This is a genomic window from Streptomyces sporangiiformans, assembly GCF_005768555.2.
Lineage (GTDB): Bacteria > Actinomycetota > Actinomycetes > Streptomycetales > Streptomycetaceae > Streptomyces > Streptomyces sporangiiformans.
The window spans coordinates 1-23754 of sequence record NZ_VCHX02000160.1; the positions used below are offsets into that span (position 1 = coordinate 1).

Sequence of the window (23754 nt, forward strand, 5' to 3'; positions counted from 1 at the left end):
CCCCACACCGGGGGCGGCCGACGCCATCGGCGTTCTCACAGGTTCCCCAGGCTCGCCACAGCCTTCTCATCACTCTCTTATGCCTGCCTTATCCCGCCATCACGTGCCGTACCTACCTTGCGGCCATGTTCTTCACCTACCTGAGGCGCGAACTGCGCCGCCGCAGAAAGGCGGCCCTCGTCGTCGCCTCCGGTCTGGCGCTCGGCATCGCGCTCGTCATCGTCGTCAGCTCCGTCTCGTCCGGCATGGAGAAGGCGCAGGGCAAGGTCCTCCAGTCCCTGTACGGCCTGGGCACGGACATGACCGTCACCAAGGCGGCACAGGCCGGGGCGGACGGCGGCGAGCGCCCGCGCTTCCAATTCGACGCCCAGGGCAATGACTCCGACGAGGAGCAGAGCAGCGACCGGGTCATGGTGCAGGGCTTCCAGACCCTGTCCGCCGCGACGGTCTCCAAGGTCGGCGCACAGAGCGGCGTATCGGACGCCGTCGGCGGGCTGAGCCTGCAGGTCCTCAAGGTCAGCGGCCAGTTCCGGCAGGGCGAGTTCCAGCAGGACCAGAACGGCGGCGACCAGCAGGGCGGTGGGCCCGGCGCCGCTCCCAGCGGCGGGCCACAGGGCCGCGTCGAGGGCGGCGGCGCCGACTTCGACGTCAACAGCTACTCCGTGTACGGCACCGACGTCACCAAGCCCGGGCTCGGCCCGCTGACCTCCTCGAAGATCACCAGCGGTCGTACGTTCAAGACGTCCGAGACCGCCGCCGAGGTCGTCGTCGCCGACAGCTCCTACGCCAAGCAGAAGAAGCTCGAACTCGGCGACACCGTCACCATCAAGGGCGTCAAGTTCGAGGTCATCGGTATCGCCACCCCCGACAGCGGGGACGCGGCCGCCAACCTCTACATCCCGCTCAAGCAGGCACAGACGCTGAGCGACTCCAAGGACAAGGTCACCACGATCTACGTCAAGGCGTCCGACTCGCAAGCGATCGGCGCCGTGAAGTCGGCCATCCAGAAGAACGTCGACGGTACGACGGTCACGACCTCCGCCGATCTCGCGGACACCGTCTCCGGCTCCCTCTCCACCGCCTCCGACCTCGCCTCGAACGTCGGTAAGTGGCTGTCCATCGCGGTGCTCGTGGCCGCCTTCCTGGTGGCGGGGCTGCTCACCTCCTCGGCCGTCTCCCGGCGCGTACGCGAGTTCGGCACCCTCAAGGCGCTCGGCTGGAAGTCGGGGCGCGTCACCCGGCAGGTCGTCGGTGAGGCCCTCGTCAACGGTCTGGTCGGCGGCGCCCTCGGCATCGCACTCGGCCTCGGCGGCGCGTACCTCGTCACGGCGATCAGCCCCACCCTGCGGGCCGACATCGGCGCCACGGGCGGAGGGCCGGGCGGCCCCGGTGGCGGCGGCCCCGGCCCCATGGGCGATGCCGCCCGGCAGGCCGCGACCAAGGCCCTGGACGTCGCGCTGACGGCTCCCGTCAGCCTCGCGACCATCGCCATGGCGGTCGGCCTCGCCGTCACCGGCGGACTGATCGCGGGCGCCTTCGGCGGCTGGCGCGCCTCCCGGCTGCGTCCCGCGGACGCCCTGCGCCGCGTCGAGTAGCAGCCGAGCCGCATCCACACACCAGGAGTTGCACCATGTACGAACTCAGAGACGTCACCAAGCGCTACACGCGGGGCAAGGAAACCGTCGACGCGCTCGACGGCGTAGACCTGACCATCGGGGACGGCGACCGCCTGGTCATCCAGGGCCCCACCGGCGGCGGCAAGTCCACCCTTCTGCAGATGCTCGGCGGGCTCGACCGGCCCACCTCGGGCAGTGTCGTGTTCGACGGCACGGATTTGGCCACCCTGTCCGAGTCCAAACTCACCAAGGTGCGCAGCGAGAACATCGGATTCGTCTTCCAGAGCTTCAACCTCATTCCCACGCTCACCGCCCTGGAGAACGTGGAAACCGCCCTCGTCCCCCTGAAAGTGCAGGGCAGGCAGCGGCGTGAACGGGCCGCGGCGGCACTGGAGTCCGTGGGACTCGCCGAGCGGCTCGGGCATCTGCCGGCCGAGCTGTCCGGCGGCCAGCAGCAGCGTGTCGCCATCGCCCGCGCGCTGGTGAAACAGCCGAAGGTGCTGCTCGCCGACGAACCGACCGGAAATCTCGACGAGTCCATGCGCGACGAGATCATGGAGGTGCTCGAGTCCCTGTGGAAGGAACACGGACTCACTTTCATCATGGTCACCCACGATTCGACGATCGCGAAGAGGGCTCCGCGGCTCGTGACCATCCGCCAGGGGCGCATCACGGTTCAGGAGAACGCCAACTCCTAGCAGCCGCCTCACTATTGAGCACCCGTAAGCCCCCCGGCATACTGCGTATTCCGGGGGCGTGCGCGCATGCGTTCGAGCCTTTCCCCGGCCGGATGAAGGGGATTTCGTCCGGACTTCATCTCCAGGGGGAGACTTGCGAAGACAAGTGAAGAGAGCGTGCGCGGCCACGATCGCCACGGCCGCGACCGTGGCCCTGGCGGCGGGAATGACCAACCCGGCGTCGGCCAAGGCGGAGAGCACGGCCGATGGGGCCGCCGCTCAGTACTCCGCCAAGCACCGCATCACCCTGATCACCGGCGACCGTGTCGTCGTCGACGCGAAGGGCCGCGTCGTCGGCCTGGAGCACGCGAAGGGCCGCGAGGGGATACCCGTCCAGGTCCGCAAGGCCGACGGGCACACCCTCGTCGTACCGGCCGACGCGGCGCGTCTGATCGCCACCGGCAAGCTCGACCGGCGGCTCTTCGACATCACCGAGCTCAACAAGTCCGCGAACCGCAAGGCCCAGAAGCAGGGCCTCAAGGTGATCGTCGGCTACCGGGGCGCCGCCACGCAGGCCAAGGCGGACGTACGCGACGCCGGTGACACCCAGGTCCGCCGAACCCTCAAGACCCTCAACGCCCAAGCCGTGCTGACGCCCAAGGACGACGCGGGCGACCTGTGGACCGCGGTCACCGACGCGCGGGACGGCGGCGCGAAAACCGCCTCCGGCGTCGCCCACGTCTGGCTCGACGGGGTCCGCAAGGCCAGCCTCGACAAGTCCGTCCCGCAGATCGGCGCCGACAAGGCGTGGGCGGCCGGCTACGACGGCAAGGGCGTCAAGATCGCCGTACTCGACACCGGAGTCGACGCGACCCACCCGGACCTCAAGGACCAGGTCGTCGCGGAGAAGAACTTCACCCCGACCACGAGCACGAGCGACAAGTTCGGCCACGGCACGCACGTCGCGTCCATCGCGGCCGGTACGGGCGCCAAGTCGGCGGGCAAGTACAAGGGCGTCGCACCAGGCGCGAAGGTGCTCAACGGCAAGGTGCTCGACGACACCGGCTCCGGCGACGACTCGGGCATCATCGCGGGCATGGACTGGGCCGCCGAGCAGGGCGCCGACGTCGTCAACCTCAGCCTGGGCGGCGGCGACACCCCCGCGGTGGACCCGATGGAGGCCCAGGTCAACAAGCTGTCCGCCGAGAAGGGCATCCTCTTCGCGATCGCGGCGGGCAACGACGGCGAGTTCGGCGAGCAGACGGTCAGCTCTCCCGGCAGCGCGGAGGCCGCGCTCACCGTGGGCGCCGTCGACGACAAGGACAAGCTGGCGCCCTTCTCCAGCCGTGGCCCCGGCCTCGACGGCGCCCTCAAGCCGGACGTCACCGCGCCCGGCGTGGACATCACCGCCGCCGCGGCTCCGGGCAGCGTCATCGAGCAGGAGGTCGGCCAGAAGCCGGACGGCTACCTGACCATCTCCGGTACGTCGATGGCGACCCCGCACGTCGCGGGCGCGGCGGCGATCCTGAAGCAGCAGCACCCGCAGTGGACGTACACCGAGCTCAAGGGCGCGCTGACCGGCTCCGCGAAGGGCGGCAAGTACACGCCGTTCCAGCAGGGTTCGGGCCGCATCCAGGTCGACAAGGCCCTCAAGCAGTCCGTGATCGCCAACCCCTCGTCGGTCGGCTTCGGCATCCAGCAGTGGCCGCACACCGACGACACCCCGGTCACGAAGAAGGTGACGTACAAGAACCTCGGCACGACCGACGTCACCCTGAACCTGTCCGTCGCGGCCACCAACCCGAAGGGCCAGGCCGCCCCGGCCGGATTCTTCACCCTCGGCGCCAAGACGCTGACCGTCCCGGCCGGCGGCACGGCCTCCGCCGACCTCACCGCCAACACCAAACTCGGCGGTACGACGGACGGCGCCTACTCCGCGTATGTGACCGCGACCGGCGGCGGCCAGACCGTGCGTACGGCGGCGGCGGTGCAGCGGGAGGTGGAGTCGTACGACCTCACCCTGAAGTTCATCGACCGTGACGGCAAGCCGGCCCAGTACTACAACGCCGACCTGAGCGGGGTCTCCGGCCTCGCTCGGGACAAGGCGTACATGCCGTACGACGAGTCCGGCACCGTCAAGATCCGCGTGCCCAAGGGCGGTTACCTCTTCAACAGCTCCGTCTTCGCGGATCCGGAGGACGCCGCCAAGGGCATCGACTGGATCGCCCAGCCGAAGCTGAGCATCACGAAGAACACCACGCTCACGGTGGACGCGCGGACCGCGAAGCCGGTCGACATCACCGTGCCCGACAAGGACGCCAAGTCCGAGTTCGCGTCACCGGACTACACGGTCGAGGTGCCGGGCGGCACCTACACGTACGGCTGGTTCCTGGACACCTACGCCAACTTCCATACCGCACACCTCGGTCCGCAGATCACCGACGGCACCCTGTTCCAGCAGTGGGGAGGCCACTGGGCCAAGGACGGCGAGCAGTACGACACCATCGCCGGCGGCAAGGTCAAGCAGCTCGCCACGGGCTACACCAAGCACTACAAGGCGAGCGAACTGGCCACGGTGAAGGTCGGCCTCGGTGGCGCGGCAAGCGGCAAGAAGGGCGGTGTCTCGGCCGTGGGCTGGCTGCCCGGCAGCGTGATCGCCTCCTCGATCAGTGTGCTCCAGCCGCTGCCCAGCACCCGGACGCTGTACCTGTCCACGGCGAACGGCGTGAAGTGGGGCCTTGATTTCGAGCAGTCCGGCGGTGTCGACGCGGACGGCTTCCCGATCACCGAGGCCTCCTACACGCTCGGCAACGCGCAGGCCTTCAAGGCGGGCAAGAAGTACGAGAAGGTCTTCAACACGGCCGTCTTCGGTCCGCGCCTCGGCTCCGAGTACGGCCTCTTCCGCAGGGGCAACAACATCTCCGGCGTCGTGCCGCTGTTCGCCGACGGCAAGACGCACGCGGGCTCCTCGCTCTTCACCTCGGTCAACACGACGCTGTACCGCAACGGCACCAAGGTCGGTTCGAACGACGACCCGCTGTTCGGCGGGGAGAAGTTCAAGGTGCCGGCCGCCGAGGCCACGTACAAGCTGACGACCTCGGTCAAGCGCAGCGTCAAGGTCGCCGCGGCCTCCACCCGCATCGACGCCAGCTGGACCTTCCGCTCCAAGAAGGTCACCAGCGCCAAGCTGCCGGCCTCCATGGTCCGCTTCAACGCGGCCGTCGGGCTCGACAGCAGGGTCACGGCCGGCAAGAAGGTCTCGGTCCCGGTCACCGTCCAGGGCGCGGCCGCGGGCAAGAACCTCAAGTCGCTGCTGGTGTACGTGTCGTACGACTACGGCCAGACCTGGAAGAAGGTCTCCGTCGACAACGGCAGGATCAGTGTGAAGAACCCGGCGAAGGGCGAGGCCATCTCGTTCCACGCCAAGATCGCCGACAAGAAGGGGAACAAGTCGACGATCTCGATCTACAACGCGTACTACGGGAAGTGAGCCAATAGCGAACGGCCCGCCGGAAGTGCCCCTTCCGGCGGGCGTCCGTGTTTCTGTGGCCCCATGACTGCCCACACCGTCGAATACATCCGGTACCGCATTCCCGAGCAGCAGTCGGCGGAGTTCCTGGCCGCCTACACCCGGGCCGCCGCCCAACTCGCCGCGGCCGAGCAGTGCATCGACTACGAGCTGTCGCGCTGCGAGGAGGATTTCGAACACTTCGTCCTGCGCATCACCTGGACCTCGACCGAGGACCACATCGAGGGATTCCGTAAGTCGGAGCTGTTCTCCGCGTTCCTCGCCGAGATCCGCCCTTACGTCGGCCACATCGAGGAGATGCGCCACTACAAGCCGACCACCGTACGCGGCACGGGCGGGTCCGTACCGACGCTGTACGCCTGGGCGGGCGGCGCCGAGGCCTTCGCGCGGCTCACCGAGGTCTTCTACGACAAGGTGATCGAGGACGACGTCCTCGCGCCCGTCTTCGCCGGTCTCGCGCCCGAGCACGCGGCCCATGTGGCGCTCTGGCTGGGGGAGGTGTTCGGCGGCCCGGCGGCCTACTCCGAGACGCAGGGCGGCCACGGCCACATGGTCGCCAAGCACCTGGGCAAGGGCATCACGGAGGCGCAGCGCCGCCGTTGGGTCAACCTCCTCCAGGACGCGGCGGACGAGGCGGGCCTGCCGACCGACGCCGAGTTCCGCTCGGCGTTCGTCGCGTACGCGGAGTGGGGCACGCGGCTCGCGGTGTACTTCTCGGGCCCGGACGCGAAGCCGCCGGCGGAGCAGCCGGTGCCGAAGTGGACGTGGGGGGCGGCTCCGCCGTTCCGGGGGTGAACCGCGGATCAGGGTGAAACACGGATCAGGGTGAGCCGGTGATCAGGGTGAGCCACGGATCAGGGTGAGCCGGGGATCAGGGGTGAACCAAGGATCACGGGTCCATTAGGGTCACGCCATGACCGCCGCCGTGACCGCCATGATCACCGCCGTCGTGGGAGTCCTCGGTACGCTCTTCGCGCCCGTGCTCAGCCAGCGGCTCACGGCGCGGCAGCGGGCCGAGGACGCCGAAAGCGCCGAGCGCAGGCAGCGGTTCGAGGAGCGCCGTACCGCGTACACGGCGATGAACCGTTCCTCGCGCCAGTTCCACACGCTCCTCAAGGACGCCCTGCACCGCATCCGTGACGGCGTCTACACCGGTCAGGACCGCGACCAGCTGGAGGAAGCGCGCCGCGACTACCGGGACCGGTACGCCGAGGCACAGATGATCGTGCCGGAGCGGATCCTGGAAGCCTCGCGCGCGGTGAACCACGTCCTCGCGGGCACCGATGCCGTGGTCAAGCGGCTCGACCGGGGGATGGCCCGGGAGGGCGAGAGTCCCGAGCGGGCGCTGGTGGACCTGAAGGAGGCCGAGCCCGCGCTGTCCGCCATGCGGCGGCTGATGCGCGAGGACCTGGGCGTCGAGGACTGAGACCGGGCGAGACCGGGGTGTCACGCCTGGGGTGCTGTCGTGCCCGCGCTGATCGCGTCCGTGCCCCAGCTGGCCAGCAGCCGCAGCGCCTCCGCGGAGGCCGAGCCCGGCTCGGCGTGGTAAGTGATCATCGACTGCTCGTCGTCGTCGACGAGCTTGAACGACTCGAAGGAGAGCGTCAGCTCACCGACCAGCGGGTGATGCAGCCGCTTCGCCCCGTGGCTCTTCTCCTTGACGTCATGCGTGGCCCAGAGCCGCCGGAACTCCTCGCTCTTCACGGAGAGCTCACCGACGAGGGCCGACAGACGCGGATCGTCGGGATGGCAGCCCGCGTCCATGCGCAGGATGCTCACTATGTCGGACGCCTTCTGGTCCCAGTCCACGAACAGCTCGCGGTACTCGGGCCTGAGGAACACCATCCGCGCCCAGTTCCGCTCCTGCGGCGGCAGCTCCGACCAGTCGCCGAAGACGGCAGCGGCCATCCGGTTCCAGACGAGGATCTCGGAGCGCCGTCCCACGACGTACGCGGGCACGTTGTCGAAGGTGTCGATCAGCTCGCGCAGCGACACCCGCACCTGCTGCTGCCGGGCCGACGGCTTCTTCTTGTGCCGCTTCGGCTTCGCGAGATGCGTGAGATGCGCGTGCTCGGCGTCCGTCAGGCGCAGGGCGCGCGCGATCGCGTCGAGCACCTCCGCCGACACGTTCCGCCCGTTGCCCTGCTCCAGCCGCGTGTAGTACGCGACGGACACCCCGGCCAGCTGCGCCAGCTCCTCGCGCCGCAGCCCCGGTACCCGGCGGTGCCGCCCGAAGTCCGGCAACCCGACGTCCTCCGGCTTCAGCCGGGCCCGGCGGGATCGCAGAAACTCGCTGAGCTCGGCACGCCGGTCCAGCGACCCGCCCGCCTCGTCCGCGGTCGCCCCAGAGCGCTGTTCATCCATGCTTCAAGTATTCACGGTCGTACGCCTGTGAACGTAACCCCGCCAGTAGTAGGACCAGTGGACGTAGGCACAACCGTGGCCTGGGTAAACGTCGCGCGCAGGCGCAGGCTGGTGATCGTGCCCGGGCCGAAGGCTCGCCGGGCACGGAACCAGTCACCGGGAGAAGTCCAGCATGACCACTGTTGCCGCGTACGCCGCGCCCGCCGCCAAGGCTCCGCTGGAGCGCACCACGATCGAGCGTCGCCCGGTCGGTGAGCACGATGTCCTGATCGAGATCAAGTTCGCCGGTATCTGCCATTCCGACATCCACCAGGCCCGCGAGGGCTGGGGCGAGGCGATGTTCCCGATGGTCCCGGGCCACGAGATCGCCGGCATCGTCACCGAGGCCGGCTCCGGCGTGACCAGGTTCGCCGTCGGCGACCGCGTGGGCGTCGGCTGCATGGTCGACTCGTGCCGCGCGTGCGAGAACTGCGAGGCGGGCCTCGAGCAGTACTGCCTCAAGGGCAACGTCGGTACGTACAACGCCCTCGACAAGAACGGTGAGCCCACCTACGGCGGCTACTCCGAGAAGATCGTCGTCGACGAGAACTTCGTCGTGCGGATCCCCGACGGTCTCGCGCTCGATGTCGCCGCGCCGCTGCTGTGCGCCGGTATCACCACGTACTCCCCGCTCAGGCACTGGAACGCCGGCCCCGGAAAGAAGGTCGCCGTCCTCGGCATGGGCGGTCTCGGCCACATGGGCGTCAAGATCGCGCACGCGCTCGGCGCCGAGGTGACCGTCCTGTCGCAGTCCCTGCGCAAGAAGGACGACGGCCTGAAGCTGGGGGCCGACCGCTACTACGCGACCAGCGACCCGAAGACCTTCGAGGACCTGCGGGGTTCCTTCGACCTGATCCTGTCGACCGTCTCGGCCCCGCTGGATCTGAACGTATTCCTGTCTCTGCTGAAGACGGACGGTGCCTTCGTGAACGTGGGCGCCCCCGAGGAGCCCGTCTCGATCAACCTGTTCTCCGTGATAGCCGGCCGCAAGACCCTCGCGGGCTCCGGCATCGGCGGCATCCGCGAGACCCAGGAGATGCTGGACTTCTGCGCCGAGCACGGTCTGGGCGCCGAGATCGAGCTGATCAGTGCCTCCGAGATCAACGACGCGTACGAGCGGGTGCTGTCGAGTGACGTGCGGTACCGCTTCGTGATCGACACGGCGACGATCTGACGTTCCCGTGGTGGTTCGGTGAGGGCCGGGGCCGGTGACACGGTTCCGGCCCCGGCGTTGTCAGTGGGGTCGTGCATGATGGCCGCATGCATGATCCACGGGGGAATCAGAGCGCGTACGCCGTGCCCGTGCCGTACGGTCAGGCGCATCAACAGGCCTACGGCAACCTGAGGTTGGCGCGGTCCGCCGTGCCGCGGCAGGCGAGCGACGTGCGGCGTATCTGCGCCGTGACCTTGGACGCGGTCCTCGCCTGGTCCGTCTGGTACGGCGTGGCGGCGACGCTCGACAAGGGCGCGTGGCTCCCGGGGCTGCCCACGGGTGCCGAGCTCGGCGTGCATGTCGGTGTCCTCGCCGGTGTCTCCTTCGCCAACCAGGTGCTGCTGACCCTGATGACGAGGGCGAGCGTGGGCAAGCTGATCAGCGGCGTCCGCGTGGTCCGTGCCGCCGACGGCCGCCGCCCCGGCCCGTTCCGCCTCATCTGGCGCTGGCTCTCCGGCCTGTGCTGGCTGCCGCTCCAGCCGTACTACTGGCTCCGCTCGTGGATATCGTTCCTCACCGGCCGTGTGTCCCGCGGCACGGTCGGCGACAACGAGGACGGCGATCTGTACGAAGGGATATGCGGTCTGCGGTACGTACGCCGCAAGGACCTCGCTGCAGCCGCGTAGGCGCACCGCCGGGTGGGGTGGTCGAGCCCGTGAGCTGCCTTCCGTCGTAGCGGCCCTTAGCGTGGAAGTGTCACGACGGCAAGCCGAGGAGGTCCGTACGATGACCGTCGAGCTGAACCACACCATCGTCGCCGCCCACGACAAGAAGGCCTCGGCCCAGTTCCTCGCCGACGTCCTCGGCCTGGAGGTGAGCCCGCCGTACGGCCCGTTCATCCCGGTCCAGATACCCAACGGCGTCACTCTCGACTACATGGACGCCGACGACCCCATCGCGCCGCAGCACTACGCGTTCCTGGTCTCGGAGGACGACTTCGACGCGGTCTTCGCCCGCATCCAGGCCGCCGGCCTGACGTACTGGGCGGACCCGTTCCACCGCCGCGTCAACGAGATCAACAGGAACGACGGCGGCCGCGGCACGTACTTCGACGACCCCAACGGCCACAACCTGGAGATCCTGACCAGGCCTTACGGCAGCGGTGACGAGTCCGCGTAGGAGTGCCTCCCGGCGCACCGGGCGGCCGGCGGCGGTGATCACCCGGTCGGCGGCGTGGGTCCGTCGACTGTGAGTCGCGCCCCCTGGACGGCCACTCGGCACGGCGCCGTACCGCCGGCCCTGGGCTGCCGGGCGCCCCGTGTGCCGGTCGAGTCGATATGCCGATCGGGATGCTCACACGGGTGCCGGTCGTCCGATGGCGGCTGAGCCGACACCAACTTAGCTTCGGGATGTCGGGTTACCCGATAAGGCCGATGTGCCCCTTATATCGGCCTTCCCTTGGTGGCATCGAATTGGAGCTTTTCATGTCGGTGATGACCGGTACTCCCCAGCAGTTCGGCCAACAGCAGTTCGGCCAGCCGCAGTTCGGGCAGCAGCAGCAGATCGCCCAGATGGTCCAGCAGGCCATCCAGCAGGCCTGTCAGCAGACGGCCCAGCAGGTCGCGCAGCAAGTGCAGCACACGTTCCAGCAGATCCAGCAGATCCAGCAGCAGCTCCAGCAGCAGGGCATGGCCCACCAGGCGCACCCGTACCTCGCGCTCGCGCTCCACCGCTCGCTGCACTCCGGGATCCGGCACGCCGTGGAACAGTCCGTGCAGCAGGCGCTGCCGACCGCGATCGTGGCGCTGCTCCAGCAGAGCCAGCAGGGCCAGCAGGGCCAGCAGGGCCAGCAGGGCCAGCAGAGCCAGTACGGCCAGGGTCAGCAGGGCCAGTACGGCCAGGGTCAGGGTCAGCAGGGCCAGATGTTCGGCGGCGGGTTCGGCCAGCAGTACCCGCAGTACCAGCAGCAGCCCGGCTTCGGCTTCCAGACGGGCATGCCGTTCGGGGGCATGGGCTGACGTTCGGGCGGCCTGATGCGGTGTGCCAGGGGCAGTGCCCCGGGCACACCGCATCACCGTGGAAGCGCGAGCTGCCCCGTCGCCCCATCAGGAGCACTAGTGACGACTCAGGACGTAGGCGTGGTGAAGGTGGACGTGATGGTCAAGGAAAGGCCCGGAAACAGCCGCGAGAGCGGGGCCGAGGGTGCGGGAACGGCTGGGCCCGGATCCGAGGGCAGGCAGACGGAGCCACGCAAGAAAGGCGCGCAGTCACCGCTCCCGGTGGAACCGCGCCGGGAGCGGTACATGGTGACACCGCTGCCGCAGCATCTGCTCCCGCCAGGAGTGACCGAACTCAGCATGGACGCGGTGTGCGACCGGCTGGACCGGATGCCCGAGGTCAAGGTGATCCGAAGACTCCGGCCGTCGGAGAAGCTCCAGTCGGCCGGACTGCACCCCTCCTGTCCGGAGATCGCGGTCGTCGAGGCGGCCGGGGCCCAGGTGCCGGCGATGAGGTCTTTGCACGTACACATCGAGCCGGACCTGCCCCTGTCCGGAACCGGGACCGGCATCGGACCCGTCGCCATGCCGACCGCGGCGATCCTGCCGCTCCGCGACCCGGGGCTGGTCATGCCGCTGGACGAACCCGTGGAGATCTCGCTGCGGGTCTGCGACCCGAAGGGCGAACCACTGGCCGGCGCGGGGGTGTTCCTGATCGGGGCGTCATGGCCGGCTCAGGGCACCACCGGGGCCGACGGGAGGGTCACCGTTACGCTGACCACGGAGACTGCGGAGTCCGTCCAGTCCCTGTATGTCCGGCCCGCGGACGGGTACGCGGACCGCTGGATCAACCGCCCCGACCTGTCGGTGACCAGGGAGAACCTGGTCACCCTCACACCGCTGGCCGAGGTGTACCCGGGGCTGGCCGACCGGCAGCAGTACGGCTGGGGCCAGCAGGCCATGCGGCTGGATCCGTTGCCTCCCACCTTCCGTGCCTTCGGGGTCAGGGTCGCGGTCATCGGTTCGGGTGTCGCCGCCGAGCACCCCGACCTGAAGCAACGGGTGCGCTCGGGGGTCGATGTCGTCCGCGGCACGGAGGAGGGCTGGACCCAGGACACGGTGGGCACCGGTACCCACGCGGCGGGCATCATCGCCGGGGCCGACACCGGCAAGGGCATCATCGGCATCGCGGTCGACGCCGACATCGAGGTCTGTCAGGTGCTGCCGGACGGCTGCTTCAGCGACCTGATCGCCGCTCTGGACCACTGCGTCGAACACGAGGTGGACATCGCCCACATCGCGGTGGCGACCCCGTACGCGTCGGCGCTGGTGTCACGCAAACTCGCCGACGCCAACGCGGCGGGTATCGCCTGCGTCGCCCCCGCGGGCGACACCGCCGGACCGGTCTCCTTCCCGGGCACGCTGCCGACCGTGTTCACCGTGGGCGCGCTGGGAGTCTTCGGCTCCTATCCGCCGGACTCGTCCCAAGCCACCCACACGGGCCCGCAGCTGACACCGGAAGGCCTGTTCGCCGCGCCGTTCAGCTGCTACGGCTCCGGCGTCGACGCGGCCGCCCCCGGAGTGGCGGTCCTGTCGTGCTCGCCGCGCGGCGGATACACGGCCCTCGACGGCACCGGCACGGCCTCGGCGCACATCGTCGGTCTCGCCGCACTCGTCCTCGCCCACCACGAGGACTTCCACGGCCAGTTGCTGCCCCGGGGACCTGGCCGGGTGCAGCATCTCTTCGAGATCATCGCGGCCAGCTGCCGTCCGCTCGCCGCCCCGGGCACGATGGAGGCGGCCCGCGTCGGCCGGGGCCTGCCCGACGCCCTCGTCGCCCTCGGCCTGGCCCCCGGAGTGCAGCTCGCGCCGGCGGGTTCTCCGTACGCCCCGTCCATGGCCGGTTAGTCCCCACAGAACAATGGCACCCGCCCCCTGCCGGGGCGGGTGCCATTGTTCTGTGGAGGTTCAGTTCAAGCCCGAGCCCCGGCGGTCACGGTCCGGAATCGGCGGCCGGGGGCTTCGCCGCCGGGTCCAGCCCGCCCATGTCGAGTCGGAACGGCGGGTACTGATCGGTCATCAACGCGGCATAGGCGGTGACGCGTGCGACCCAGCGGGCGAGGCCCAGCAGGAAGTTGAAGAGGTGCCCCGGGTAATGGGCGGTGAACGCCAGGATGACCACGGCGACCAGGGAGAGGAAGGGAATCAGGCCGCCGCCGCGCCAGCCGTCCTCGCTCTCGCCCCAGCCGCCGACGAACATCCCGACGACGATGTACTGGGGGATCGCCAGCAGCCACCACTTCACCAGCACCAGACCGCGGGAGAGACGCTCGGGGTAGGCGACATCGAAGTGCGCCGGATAGTCGGGTACGTCCGCGAGGGTGAAAGGCGGGTACCGGTCGGTGCCGAGGGCCGTGTGGGCGTAGTAACTGACACGCCAGTTCCAGCGCAGTACGCCGACATTGAAGTCGAAGAGGGCCCGCGGATACCGGGCGGTGAACAGGATGGCGAAGAACGCGACGATCGTCACCAGGACGAATGCGATCCAGAGGAAACACAGCACGATGTAGTGCGGGATGGCGAGGAGCCACTTCACCAGCCAGAGCCATCTGGACAGCCGAGGCTCCAGAGTCGCCTCGATACGCACAGGTGACGGGGTGACAGGAATCATGGGGGGCGCATCTCCTTTCGAGCGTCCCGCCCGACGGGCACCCGGCCAGAGCCTTCACCCACATGAGCCAACGGGCCCCGTTCCGGCGGCCGGGTGAGGCGACCGCCCGCGAGGCAGGCAGGCCGAGCCACCGCACACACCCACCGGATCAGCGGGAACAGGACGACGGCACTCGGCACCCGGCCAAGCTGACCGCCCGATCATGAACTCAGACTCGCACGGGGGGAGGAAGGCCGCGACTTGTCACGCTTCGCCGATGCCGTGAGATCAGCCGGTCGTCCCGAGGGCCGGCGCGCAACCTTTCGCAAGTCACGTAGGTCATACGGGCGTGACGACGACACCTTCGCTGCCTGTTCTCGTGCTGCGCGGCAGCGCTGCGGCGCTGGCGTCGCGGGCTCAGCTACGACCCGCGCAAACCGAGCCGAGCCGCCACCCGTCTGTCCCCCTACCTCCAGTTCATGATGGCTCTTATGACAGTGATCGGCATGGGCCTGGCGGGCGCAGGATTCGGATTCACGTTCTATCAGTTCCTCGTCGCACTGCGCGGCTGAGCCATGACTTCACCCTCTGAGTTGTGCGATCAGGCACCTGTCGGACCTGGCCGACAAGCGTCACCTTCGTGCCGGAGTCCGTGGTGCCCGCCGGCGGGCGTGGATAGGGTCCGTCCGCATGGGCCTGAACTTCAACGATCACTACCATCCGCTGTTGCTGAAGCAGGTGCCGCCCGGGGCACGGTCGGCTCTCGACGTCGGGTGTGGGACGGGGCGGTTTGCGCGGCTGCTCGCGGAGCGAGGGTTGGATGTTGAGGGCGTGGATGCCAGTGCGGACATCGTCGCGGCGGCGCAAGCGGCAGGCGGCGGCCCCAGGTACCGTCAGGCCGACGTGCGGGAGGAGCAACTGCCCGACTCCCGCTACGACTTCATCTCGTGCATCGCCAGTCTGCACCACATGCCGTTCGACACGGTGCTGACCTTGAGGAAGGCCCTCGCACCGGGCGGTGTCCTGGCGGTGCTGGGGCTCTATCCGGTCAGGACGGCGACCGACTTCCTGTGGGCCCTGCCGACACTGTCCCTCCTCAGGGCGAACCGGCTGCTGGACAAGCGCCGGCCCACCCCGGCGGTTGAGGTCCCGCTGGTCTGGCCGCCCCCGCTGACGTACGCCGCGACCCGCGCCGAATCCGCCCGACTCCTGCCCGGCTCATCCATGCGCCGCCTGCTGTTCTGGCGGTACCTGCTGGTGTACCGGGCCTGAGCGCATCTGCCGGTGCCGCCTCACGTTTGGCGATCGCCGAGGTGGACATGTCCTGCCCTGCGTTAGCCACTGCCCGGTGCCGGTCCCACAGCTCCCGTCGAAGAGGAATGATCGTGAGCCATCCGCATCTGCCGACCACTGAGGCGGCGGTCGCCGCGATACGCGAGATCGCGGAAGAGTACGGCGTGCCGTTCACCGTCACCCATGACATCGGCGCGGACCGGACCTCGCGCCGCACAGCAAGCGGAGCATTCACGGTCACCGACCCCGACGGCTCACTGCCGCATGAGGCCTTCGTCGAGTTGGCCGGCACACCGGCGGTGAGCGTCCGCCTCTTCCCCGAGGACGACGCCTGGATCACCGTGGACAACGTGGAGTTCCACGACATCCCCCGGGACTCCGCCCCCGCGTTCCTCCACTCGGTGTACGGCGGGCTGGCCCGGACGCGCGGCCGGTTCTTCCCGCCGGGCCAGTGGCTCGTCGTCCCTCTGCCCGGCGACGAGACGTACAAGGAACTGATCGTGGACACGACGCTCACGCCCTGGCTCGCCCGCAGCGCCCGGCGCGCCCACGACTCGTAACGCCGGACGGGAGCGGAACGCGTTCTGGCTGGTCCCGCCGTGCGATCGGCTCGGGGAACATGCAGGCCCGGCAAGCTCCACCATGACAAGGGCCACGACGCCCGGAGCAAGCGGCGCGATGCTTGCCCTGGAGCGGACTTCAACTCGTAAGGTCGCGGCATTCCCAACAGGACGACGTCCAAGGAGAGATGCATGCGCCACCGCGTTCTGGGCGGGACCGGCATCGAGGTCAGCCCCTACTGCCTCGGCACCATGATGTTCGGTTTCGTCGGCAACGCCGACCACGACGAGTGCGTCCGCATCATCCACGCCGCGCTCGACGAGGGGATCAACTTCGTCGACACCGCCGACATGTACTCGGCCGGAGAGTCGGAGACCATCGTCGGCAAGGCGCTGAAGGGCCGCCGCGACGACGTGGTACTCGCTACAAAGGTCCACTTCTCCATGGGCGACGGCCCCAACCGCGGCGGCAACTCGCGGCGTTGGATCGTCCGGGAGGTGGAGGACAGCCTGCGGCGGCTGGGAACGGACTGGATCGACCTGTACCAGGTGCACCGGCCGGACCACACGACCGACATCGAGGAGACGCTCTCCGCCCTGACCGATCTTGTACGGCAGGGCAAGATCAGAGCGTTCGGCTGCTCCACGTTCCCGGCGGACCAGATCGTCGAGGCGTACCACGTGGCCGATCGCCGCGGGCTCCAGCGGTTCCGCACCGAGCAGCCGCCCTACTCGCTGCTGGCCCGAGGCGTCGAGAAGGATGTGCTGCCGGCGGCGCAGCGCCTGGGTATGGGGGTGCTGACGTGGAGCCCGCTGGCCTCGGGGTTCCTGACCGGCCGTTACCGGAAGGGGCAGGCTCTCGATCTGAGCAGGGGACGCCCCACCCTGCACCCGGACCGCTTCGATCCCTCCGCGCCGCGCACCGCCGCGAAGCTGGAGGTGGTCGAGCAACTCGTTTCCGTGGCCGAGGAAGTGGGCTGCTCGCTGCCGGAGTTGGCCGTAGCCTTCCCGCTCGCGCATCCAGCCGTCACGTCGGTGATCATCGGCCCCCGCACGATGGAGCAACTGCGGAACACGCTCAAGGGCACTTCCGTGATGTTGGACGACGCCGTCCTCGACCGGATCGACGAAATCGTGCCACCCGGTACCGACGTCTACCCCCCGGACGGCGTCTGGACTCCACCCCCGCTCACCACGCCGACGCTCCGGCGACGCCCGGCCGAGTCCAGGCCCGCCGCCTGAAACGAGCGGACCACACTGGATTGCTGTGGGCGCCGCGTGGACGAGAGACCGATGGTCGTCCCGCGGGACCTTGGACTTGAAGCGATCTATTCCGGCAACGCTGAGCATCAATTTCAGCTGGACCCGGTGCCATGCATTCGACAGGGAGGAACTGCAACGAGGCCTACGAAACCCTGAACTCGATCTGGCTGATGGCCGGTCCGTCGCCCGTGACCTGGCCTTCGCTGATCTCTTCCGTCCAGGAGTCCTCCGTTTGGAGTTTTGCCAAAACCATGGGAGACAGGCTGACCGTGATCTGGATGCCGCCCCCGGGAGCGGGGGCGCGTTCTATGTGGACTTCATGACTCATACCGGCGACGTTACTTGCAACAGGTCGGTCAGCATTGGCAGTTGAGCTTTTACCCAGGGTCGTGAAGGTATGGGCTGATCGGTCCTGCCAGCGGAATGTCATACGTCTACATCGTGTCTTTCAAGGTTCTCGGCGCGCTCCTGGGCTATAAGCCGAAATAAATCATCGAACCAGAGGAAGGCGTCGTGCGAGCGGCCATACATGCAGGAATCGCAGCTTGCGCCGTTACGCACCCGGGGTCGACGGCGAGGCCGACCCGGACCGGGTCTTCGGCGAGCGCGCGAGGGTGACCGCGACTGATCTGGGGCTGTTCGGCCCGTACGGGCATGGCGATGCCCCGTCGGGCACGACGCTCCCCGTGAGGCGTGGCAGGCGACTGTTCCCGAGCGATCGCCCCCCACGACGTGCATCCAGCCTGTCAGCCCCCGACGGGTGAGATGCCGGCAGTAGCAGCCGTTCCTTTGGTAGAGACCGGCCGGGTGGCTGGAGAGCCATTCGGTGTGCTGGTCGCGGAGTTGGTCTCGTTCCGCGGGCGTGGCGAGGATGACGTCTGCGCCGCCGTCGTACGGGTGGTGGATGCGACGAAGGTCCGTGTCGGTGAGGAAGACCTCGACGAGGGCCTCGTCCGCGACGGCGCGCAGCAGTTCATCGACGCAGCCGCGTCGCCATGGCCGCCGGTCGGCGTAGAGACGTGTGTGGGTGTGGAACTCCGGGTCGGGGTCGTCCTGGTCCGACTCGGTCCACCAGTGGATGCCGTCGGGGTGCAGTGTCCGTCGTGGTGTCGGGTATCCGGCGAGCCCGGTCGGTGTGGTCGACCAGTCCATGGTCACCACGAACACCTCCGCGCCCGCGAACACTTCGTCGAGGATCGTGTTGTACCGGTCCAGCACGATCGCGTACTCGTCCTCGGACTCCGGGTAGCGCTTCGAGCCGGGGAGGCTGTGGAAGCGCACCCAGCGGTCCGCGTACGTACCGCGGAACGTGTGGGCGATGGGCGGCCCCGACGGTCGCCGTTCCTGCCACAATCCCGCCGGCAGCGCGGGGGTGACCCCAGCGCTCACCCGTCGGCCCTCGCGACCCCGATGGGGCAGGACACCCCGATCCCGCCGAGCCTGTGCTGCCATGTGACCCATTGGATCAGGCGCGCAGACCCGTGAGCCCGTCATACGCAGCCGTGACGATCTCCAGTCCCCGATTGTCGTCCGCGGGCTCGCGCATCTCATGTGTCACGTACGCCACTGCCATACGGGCGTCAGGATCGATCACGACCAGTGAGCCGCCCCAACCGCCCCACCCGTAGGTGTCGCCGAAGAGTCCGTAGCCCAGACCCCAGCGCATCGGCATGCCCAGGACGCGGTCATCGCCGTGGAACTGCTCCTCCCGGGCACGGTCACAACCCGCCTGCGACAGCAGCCGCGCCCCCCGCACCGATCCTCCGCAGGCCATCACGGACTGGACGAGGGCGACCGAGCGGGCGTTGCCGAGACCGTTCGCCGCGGGGATCTGCGCACGGCGCCAGGCCACGCTGTTCCCGTCGTGGACCCGTATCGGTGTCCCGGCGGCGGGAGTCGCGCCACTGGCGGGGGCACTCGCGGCGTAGCCGTCGTCCCGGGACTGTGGCGGGATCGTGAGCGCCACCCGGTGGTCGTGCTCGGCGGGCAGGCCGATGTGGAAGTCCGCGCCCAGCGGGCCGGCAACCTCGTCGGCGAAGAACGCGCCCAGAGTCCGGCCGGTGATGCGGCGTACGACCTCGCCCACGAGGAATCCCTGGGTGAGCGAGTGGTATCCGGCCTCGCTGCCCGGCTCCCATTGCGGAGCCTGCGCGGCCAGTCGTGCCGTGGCGGACGTCCAGTCGTACAGCTCCGCCACCGGCCCGTCCCAGTCGGGCAGGCCAGCCGTGTGCGCGAGCAGGTGGCGTACCAGCACCTTCTCTTTGCCCGCCGCGGCGAACTCCGGCCAGTACCGGGCGACCGGCGCGGCCAGGTCGAGTTCGCCACGGTCGGCGAGAACCAGGGCGCACAGCGCGGTCATCGTCTTGGTGACGGACCAGACGTTGACGATCGTGTCGCGCTGCCACGGGATCGTACGGTCGGCGTCGGTGAATCCGCCCCAGACGTCCACCACCGGCCGGCCATCCACGAAGACGGCCACCGAGCCACCGGCGTCTCCCTCGTCCAGCAATGCCGCCAGCGCGCTGGGCACGGCAGTGAACAGATCATCGTATGAGCCCTGAATGTCCGCCATGCGGAGAATCTAGCCAGCCTGGGGTGACGCGAGGCAACTGAATTCCCGGCCCGCCGGCGGCGACTGCCCCTCAGTGGCTTCCGACGCCGGGGCGATGCCCGTCGGGCAGGACGCTCCCCAGTTCGTCTCGAACGGGGTACTTAGCTTGACGCCCGTCCCGGCGAGCCTGTGATGCCATGTGACCCTTGGGGACCGTTGGTTGTGGTCACGGACGCAGGTGGGTCAGCAGTTCGTCTGCGGCAGGGTAGGGACGCTCCTGTGGCAGTAGCCGGGCCGCCGAGTCGAGGTCGCCGCTGCCGACGAGCGTGTGGATCTCACGTACGAGTGGGGTCACATCGCTGATGGCGACCGTCCACTCGTCCGCGTAGCGCCGTACGGCCTCACCGGCGAGGCCGAGTTGCAGGGAGCGGTACGGCAGGGCGTGCAGATGCAGGTCGCGCTCGGGATCCCACTGGATGCGAGTGGGTGCGCGCTTCAGCTGACGCTGCCAGGTGGCGCGGTCGGGGTGCACCCCGCGCACGTAGCTCGACAGGCACGCGTGGCGCAACGCCCACTCGAAGCCGTCGCGCGTGACCTCAACAGCCAGGACGGTCTCCTGACCTGCTTTCGTACCCCAGCCGCAGCGGTACATCATCCACAGGAACGACGGCTTGATACACGTCAAGCCTCTCTCGCGGACCTCTTGCGGCACTGCTCTCCTGGGCTTAGAGAAGATCGTCGCCGTGCTCGGTCGCCCAGCGTCCGAAGTTCCGTGGAACCGCCGACGCGCACGCCCATCAGCCCGGTACCGCTCAGCCCGCAGGGGTCGGCAGGGATCCTGCCGACGTACTGCCCCTGCGGGGCCGGGCGGGTCGGCGGTGGTCCTTAGCTGGGGTTGTTGGCGTGGGTGAGGGTCGTCCAGGCGTTGAAGTAGTTGTCCGTGCCGGAGGGCCGGTGTTCCTCGGTGTACTTCTGGGTGTTGGACATGCTGATCCCGAGGCGGTTCTGGAGGGCGTTGAACCCGACCTCCGTGACCTGGTCGAGGCCCTTGTTGACCGAGCCGCCGCACAACCAGGAAGGTACGGCGGTGCCGTTCTCGTAGGAAGTGTGGAAGCCCAGCGCGTAGCGCAGCCGGTCCTGGATCCTCGGATAGAGGTCCTGGCCCTGGATGCGGCTGGTCTCCGCGATGTCGGCTATGGAAGCGATGCCCCAGCCGGTGTGCCCGAAGTCCCGGCAGGTCTCCTGGGAGAGGCCGTTGGTGAAGGTGCTCTGGCCCTGCCAGTACTTGATGATCTCGGCGCTGGTGTCGATGCTGCTGCCCGCCGGCGGCTTCGGCAGGGCGCCGTCACTGGTCAGGTAGATGTACGCGGGAACCCGGGCGAGGTAGGTGCTGACCGCCTTGTCGTAGCTGGTGCGGTCCTCGATGAAGACCGAGATACCGATCGCCGCCTCGGTCATGACCAGTTCCCAGTTGCCGTTCTTGGTCGCTGCGCCGTTGATCACCTCGGGCAGGTAGACGGTGCGAAGCATGGTCGCGAAGCGGCCCGCGCCCGGCCAGCCGCCGTCGTAGGTGTACTTGATGATCTCGGCGGCGCGCGGCCAGGTCGATCCGGCCCAGCCGGTCTGCAGCGGGGCGTTGCTGTTGGTGTGGTCGGTGATGGTCGCGGACCAGGCGTCCATGATCTCGATCGACTTCTTGGCGTACCTGGCGTCCCTGGTGAAGTACCAGGCGAGCGCTTGGGTGTAGGCCGCGATGGCGTCCTGACGCTCGTCGGTGCAGCCGCGGTTGGGGTTGGACGACGGCCCGCACTCCACGACGGCCCGCGGCTTGGCGGTACGCGACAGTGAAGCGTAGGAGCTGGCCATCATGTTGTCGTACGCGGTCTTCCATGGCTGTTGGCCGACCTGCACCTTTGACCGGGCGTAGTCGAGTTGGGCCCGGCTCACGAGCACGCCGGGGTGGGTGAAGGTTGTCGGTGCGGCCGTTGCCCGTGGGGCCGGGCCGGTGAGCTGAAGGCTCAGCAGGCCGGCCAGTAGGGCGAGAACACTCAGCAGAGCGGTTCTGGTTCGTGTCATCCGATGACCTCTTCTGTTCACGAATGAGAACACAGTTCCGAATGAAGAAAGATTGGCCTGGACCATAAGAAAGGCTTGTGTACATGTCAATAGACAGCGGTCCACCCGCTCGGGGTCCCACTGGATGCGAGTGGGCGCGCGCTTCAGTTGGCGCTGCCAGGTGGCGAGGTGGGGGTGCACTCCGCGGACGTAGCTCGACAGGCATGCGTGGCGCAACGCCCACTCGAAGCCGTCGCGTGTGATCTCGACAGCCAGGGCGGTCTCCTGACCGGCTTTCGTACCCCAGCCGCAGCGGTACATCATCCACAGGAACGACGGCTTGACCCAGGTCAAGCATCGTTCATGGTCCTTTCTGCGGTTGGCTCGGAGTTCGGCCGTGACGCGCAAGACGCCGTAGGTGCCGTCGGATTCGTGGTGCACCTGCGTATTCTCGCGGCGAGTTTCGCGTCGGCGGCCTGACGCTCGGCCCTCGCGGGCGTGGTCTGGAGCCAGTAGAAGAAGCTCGAGCGGGCGATGCCGAGGGTGGCGCAAAGCCGCTCCACGCCGAAGCGGCGCTGGCGGTCGGCGACGAACTGGAAGCGGTTTGCCAGCGCGTCTGCCCGGCATACCCACGTCGCCCGCACCACCGCCTACCCCTGACCGCCGCCTCCCCCCGGCGGGGATACGACCGCCACGGAAGACGCTGAACGGACATCTCAGGCTCGGCCCGGCGTTCGCGGTTGCGTGGCGGACCAGATCATTCCCTCTGTGGCGGAAATGTGATGGCGTGTGAACTCCCTGTGTATTACCGCAGGTTGACAGTGTCCGGGCAGGAGATCCACCATGTGGTCTCACTGTGGCGCATGTGACCAATGAGCCCAGTGAGTCTTCGACCACTCACCCCGGTACGGCCGGCCGCCGCGTGCTGCCCTGCTGCCGTCACCCGGGTCCTGTACAAGCCAAGAATGGGATCCGCATGTCCATAGCGAGACGTGTCACCCTGCGACGACTGCTGGGGACGGGCGCCGCAGCAATCACCCTCTGCGCCGCCTCTGCCACCGGCGCCTGGGCCACCGGTACACCCGGCGGCGACGGCTGGAAGTCCGACGACGGCTACAAGCCCGGCACAGGCGCGGGCACGAAGACTGAGACCGATCGCTGCCAGTTCTCCCTCGACGGGGCCAACTTCTACGACTCGGTCAAGGTCGACGACCAGAACCTCAAGCCCAGCGACGACGGCAAGGTCCACGTCACGGTCCGTACCGCCGGTGACGCCACCACCTGCACCGCCTCGCTCGCCGCGTACCGCGCCCACGGAGCCACCTTCAAGACCTCCGGCCTGCAGGTCTTCCACGACTTCGACAGCGTGACGGTCAAGCCGGGCGCCACCGGCTCCCTCGACATCGCGGTGCCGGACGCGGGCTGCTTCGCGCAGATCGACCTGTACCGCGGCGCGGTCAAGTTCGACGGCCACTTCGACGCGAACGACGGTTTCGAGCACGGCGACCTGCCCAAGGGCCCGGACCGCCCGGTCATCAAAGACAAGCTGATCGCCGCATGGAACGGCGGCACGAAGGACTGCACGCAACAGCCGTCCGAAACGCCGGGCACCCCGACCCCGACGGCACCCGAGCCCGCCCAGCCGCCGACGCCGACCACTCCGGCATCCGAGACGCCCCCGCCCGCCTCCGAGACTCCGTCGAGCCCGACCCCCTCCGAGTCCGAGTCGTCCACCCCGCCGGCCGCGCCGACGCCCAACGGCTCCAATCCGCCCCTCGCCGAGACCGGCGGCAGCAGCGCCACCATGCCGCTCGCGGCCGGCGCCGCGGTGCTCCTCGCGGGCGGTGGCACGATCATCATCGCGACCCGACGCCGCCGCGCGGCCAAGACCGGTTCCTGACTCCGCGGTTCCGTAGTAGGCCCGCAGTTCCGTAGTACGTCTTGCCTGTGCCAAGGCCGCCCTCTTCAGGCACCTGGGCTCACGGCACTGGCTACTTGTCCGTGGCA

The 23754-nt window shown here is 68.8% G+C and carries 21 protein-coding genes and 1 pseudogene; 14 read left to right on the forward strand and 8 right to left on the reverse strand.

Annotated features, from left to right (window positions below; all coding sequences use genetic code 11):
- The first annotated feature begins 125 nt into the window (after nt 1-125).
- The 5 genes from FGD71_RS26170 to FGD71_RS26190 all read left to right on the forward strand — a co-directional run bounded on the left by FGD71_RS26170 (nt 126) and on the right by FGD71_RS26190 (nt 7248).
- The gene (locus FGD71_RS26170; protein WP_119102982.1) at nt 126-1595 is read left to right on the forward strand and encodes an ABC transporter permease; all 1470 of its coding nucleotides are present in this window, start codon (nt 126-128) and stop codon (nt 1593-1595) included.
- Between the two features lie 35 nt (nt 1596-1630).
- Nucleotides 1631-2314 carry an ABC transporter ATP-binding protein gene (locus FGD71_RS26175; RefSeq protein WP_119102983.1) on the forward strand — a complete coding sequence of 228 codons (684 nt, stop codon included), beginning with the start codon at nt 1631-1633 and terminating at the stop codon, nt 2312-2314.
- A gap of 145 nt (nt 2315-2459) precedes the next feature.
- The gene (locus tag FGD71_RS26180) at nt 2460-5783 is read left to right on the forward strand and encodes a S8 family peptidase (RefSeq protein ID WP_240436774.1); all 3324 of its coding nucleotides are present in this window, start codon (nt 2460-2462) and stop codon (nt 5781-5783) included.
- Nucleotides 5784-5846: 63 nt separating this feature from the next.
- A complete protein-coding gene (locus FGD71_RS26185) occupies nt 5847-6617 on the forward strand; it encodes a group II truncated hemoglobin (protein WP_119102984.1) in 771 nt (256 codons plus the stop codon).
- Nucleotides 6618-6735: 118 nt separating this feature from the next.
- Nucleotides 6736-7248: a hypothetical protein gene (locus FGD71_RS26190; RefSeq protein ID WP_119102985.1), complete on the forward strand. Its 513-nt coding sequence runs from the start codon at nt 6736-6738 to the stop codon at nt 7246-7248.
- Nucleotides 7249-7268: 20 nt separating this feature from the next.
- Here FGD71_RS26190 and FGD71_RS26195 read toward each other — a convergent pair whose 3' ends face one another.
- Nucleotides 7269-8186, reverse strand: a complete 918-nt coding sequence (locus tag FGD71_RS26195) for a helix-turn-helix domain-containing protein (protein WP_119102986.1) — start codon at nt 8184-8186, stop codon at nt 7269-7271.
- A gap of 172 nt (nt 8187-8358) precedes the next feature.
- Here FGD71_RS26195 and FGD71_RS26200 point away from each other — a divergent pair, with 172 nt between their 5' ends.
- From FGD71_RS26200 to FGD71_RS26220, 5 genes are all read left to right on the forward strand, one after another.
- Nucleotides 8359-9399, forward strand: a complete 1041-nt coding sequence (locus FGD71_RS26200) for an NAD(P)-dependent alcohol dehydrogenase (RefSeq protein WP_119102987.1) — start codon at nt 8359-8361, stop codon at nt 9397-9399.
- A gap of 86 nt (nt 9400-9485) precedes the next feature.
- The gene (locus FGD71_RS26205; RefSeq protein WP_119102988.1) at nt 9486-10064 is read left to right on the forward strand and encodes an RDD family protein; all 579 of its coding nucleotides are present in this window, start codon (nt 9486-9488) and stop codon (nt 10062-10064) included.
- Between the two features lie 100 nt (nt 10065-10164).
- Entirely contained in the window at nt 10165-10557 is a 393-nt protein-coding gene (locus tag FGD71_RS26210; RefSeq protein WP_119102989.1) for a VOC family protein, read from the forward strand.
- 305 nt (nt 10558-10862) lie between these two features.
- Nucleotides 10863-11396 (forward strand): hypothetical protein, encoded by a 534-nt coding sequence (locus tag FGD71_RS47505; RefSeq protein ID WP_181359277.1) that lies wholly within the window; start codon nt 10863-10865, stop codon nt 11394-11396.
- 99 nt (nt 11397-11495) lie between these two features.
- The gene (locus tag FGD71_RS26220; RefSeq protein WP_240436775.1) at nt 11496-13283 is read left to right on the forward strand and encodes a S8 family serine peptidase; all 1788 of its coding nucleotides are present in this window, start codon (nt 11496-11498) and stop codon (nt 13281-13283) included.
- A gap of 85 nt (nt 13284-13368) precedes the next feature.
- Here the strand turns inward: FGD71_RS26220 and FGD71_RS26225 are convergent, their stop codons facing one another.
- A complete protein-coding gene (locus tag FGD71_RS26225; RefSeq protein WP_119102990.1) occupies nt 13369-14046 on the reverse strand; it encodes a DUF4389 domain-containing protein in 678 nt (225 codons plus the stop codon).
- Nucleotides 14047-14715: 669 nt separating this feature from the next.
- On the opposite strand from FGD71_RS26225, the gene FGD71_RS26230 reads away from it, so the two are divergent.
- The 3 genes from FGD71_RS26230 (at nt 14716) to FGD71_RS26240 (ending at nt 17120) form a co-directional block, all read left to right on the forward strand.
- On the forward strand, nt 14716-15297 hold the full coding sequence (locus FGD71_RS26230) for a class I SAM-dependent methyltransferase (RefSeq protein ID WP_119102991.1): 582 nt from the start codon (nt 14716-14718) through the stop codon (nt 15295-15297).
- Between the two features lie 113 nt (nt 15298-15410).
- The gene (locus FGD71_RS26235) at nt 15411-15878 is read left to right on the forward strand and encodes a hypothetical protein (RefSeq protein ID WP_119103011.1); all 468 of its coding nucleotides are present in this window, start codon (nt 15411-15413) and stop codon (nt 15876-15878) included.
- A 192-nt stretch (nt 15879-16070) separates the two neighbouring features.
- The gene (locus FGD71_RS26240) at nt 16071-17120 is read left to right on the forward strand and encodes an aldo/keto reductase (protein WP_119102992.1); all 1050 of its coding nucleotides are present in this window, start codon (nt 16071-16073) and stop codon (nt 17118-17120) included.
- A gap of 163 nt (nt 17121-17283) precedes the next feature.
- Here the strand turns inward: FGD71_RS26240 and FGD71_RS26245 are convergent, their stop codons facing one another.
- The 6 genes and pseudogenes from FGD71_RS26245 to FGD71_RS50225 form a co-directional block, all read right to left on the reverse strand.
- Nucleotides 17284-17469 carry a hypothetical protein gene (locus FGD71_RS26245; RefSeq protein WP_119102993.1) on the reverse strand — a complete coding sequence of 62 codons (186 nt, stop codon included), beginning with the start codon at nt 17467-17469 and terminating at the stop codon, nt 17284-17286.
- 98 nt (nt 17470-17567) lie between these two features.
- Nucleotides 17568-18530: a DUF3885 domain-containing protein gene (locus tag FGD71_RS49070; RefSeq protein ID WP_240436776.1), complete on the reverse strand. Its 963-nt coding sequence runs from the start codon at nt 18528-18530 to the stop codon at nt 17568-17570.
- 76 nt (nt 18531-18606) lie between these two features.
- The gene (locus tag FGD71_RS26255) at nt 18607-19713 is read right to left on the reverse strand and encodes a serine hydrolase domain-containing protein (RefSeq protein WP_119102994.1); all 1107 of its coding nucleotides are present in this window, start codon (nt 19711-19713) and stop codon (nt 18607-18609) included.
- A gap of 205 nt (nt 19714-19918) precedes the next feature.
- Nucleotides 19919-20428 (reverse strand): DUF4291 domain-containing protein, encoded by a 510-nt coding sequence (locus tag FGD71_RS26265; protein WP_240436779.1) that lies wholly within the window; start codon nt 20426-20428, stop codon nt 19919-19921.
- Between the two features lie 149 nt (nt 20429-20577).
- The gene (locus FGD71_RS26270; protein ID WP_240436777.1) at nt 20578-21768 is read right to left on the reverse strand and encodes an alginate lyase family protein; all 1191 of its coding nucleotides are present in this window, start codon (nt 21766-21768) and stop codon (nt 20578-20580) included.
- A gap of 114 nt (nt 21769-21882) precedes the next feature.
- Nucleotides 21883-22374: pseudogene (locus tag FGD71_RS50225) on the reverse strand (DUF4291 family protein); the annotation flags it as partial.
- Between the two features lie 349 nt (nt 22375-22723).
- Here FGD71_RS50225 and FGD71_RS26275 point away from each other — a divergent pair.
- Complete coding sequence (locus tag FGD71_RS26275) at nt 22724-23647, forward strand: LAETG motif-containing sortase-dependent surface protein (protein WP_119102996.1); 924 nt, start codon at nt 22724-22726, stop codon at nt 23645-23647.
- Nucleotides 23648-23754 lie beyond the last annotated feature (107 nt).

Coding starts and splice junctions, on each gene's coding strand:
- FGD71_RS26170 (WP_119102982.1), top strand. CDS start 126: ATGTTCTTCACCTACCTGAGGCGCGAACTGCGCCGCCGCAGAAAGGCG.
- FGD71_RS26175 (WP_119102983.1), top strand. CDS start 1,631: ATGTACGAACTCAGAGACGTCACCAAGCGCTACACGCGGGGCAAGGAA.
- FGD71_RS26185 (WP_119102984.1), top strand. CDS start 5,847: ATGACTGCCCACACCGTCGAATACATCCGGTACCGCATTCCCGAGCAG.
- FGD71_RS26190 (WP_119102985.1), top strand. CDS start 6,736: ATGACCGCCGCCGTGACCGCCATGATCACCGCCGTCGTGGGAGTCCTC.
- FGD71_RS26195 (WP_119102986.1), bottom strand. CDS start 8,186: ATGGATGAACAGCGCTCTGGGGCGACCGCGGACGAGGCGGGCGGGTCG.
- FGD71_RS26200 (WP_119102987.1), top strand. CDS start 8,359: ATGACCACTGTTGCCGCGTACGCCGCGCCCGCCGCCAAGGCTCCGCTG.
- FGD71_RS26205 (WP_119102988.1), top strand. CDS start 9,486: ATGCATGATCCACGGGGGAATCAGAGCGCGTACGCCGTGCCCGTGCCG.
- FGD71_RS26210 (WP_119102989.1), top strand. CDS start 10,165: ATGACCGTCGAGCTGAACCACACCATCGTCGCCGCCCACGACAAGAAG.
- FGD71_RS47505 (WP_181359277.1), top strand. CDS start 10,863: ATGTCGGTGATGACCGGTACTCCCCAGCAGTTCGGCCAACAGCAGTTC.
- FGD71_RS26225 (WP_119102990.1), bottom strand. CDS start 14,046: ATGATTCCTGTCACCCCGTCACCTGTGCGTATCGAGGCGACTCTGGAG.
- FGD71_RS26230 (WP_119102991.1), top strand. CDS start 14,716: ATGGGCCTGAACTTCAACGATCACTACCATCCGCTGTTGCTGAAGCAG.
- FGD71_RS26240 (WP_119102992.1), top strand. CDS start 16,071: ATGCGCCACCGCGTTCTGGGCGGGACCGGCATCGAGGTCAGCCCCTAC.
- FGD71_RS26245 (WP_119102993.1), bottom strand. CDS start 17,469: ATGAGTCATGAAGTCCACATAGAACGCGCCCCCGCTCCCGGGGGCGGC.
- FGD71_RS26255 (WP_119102994.1), bottom strand. CDS start 19,713: ATGGCGGACATTCAGGGCTCATACGATGATCTGTTCACTGCCGTGCCC.
- FGD71_RS26270 (WP_240436777.1), bottom strand. CDS start 21,768: ATGACACGAACCAGAACCGCTCTGCTGAGTGTTCTCGCCCTACTGGCC.
- FGD71_RS26275 (WP_119102996.1), top strand. CDS start 22,724: ATGTCCATAGCGAGACGTGTCACCCTGCGACGACTGCTGGGGACGGGC.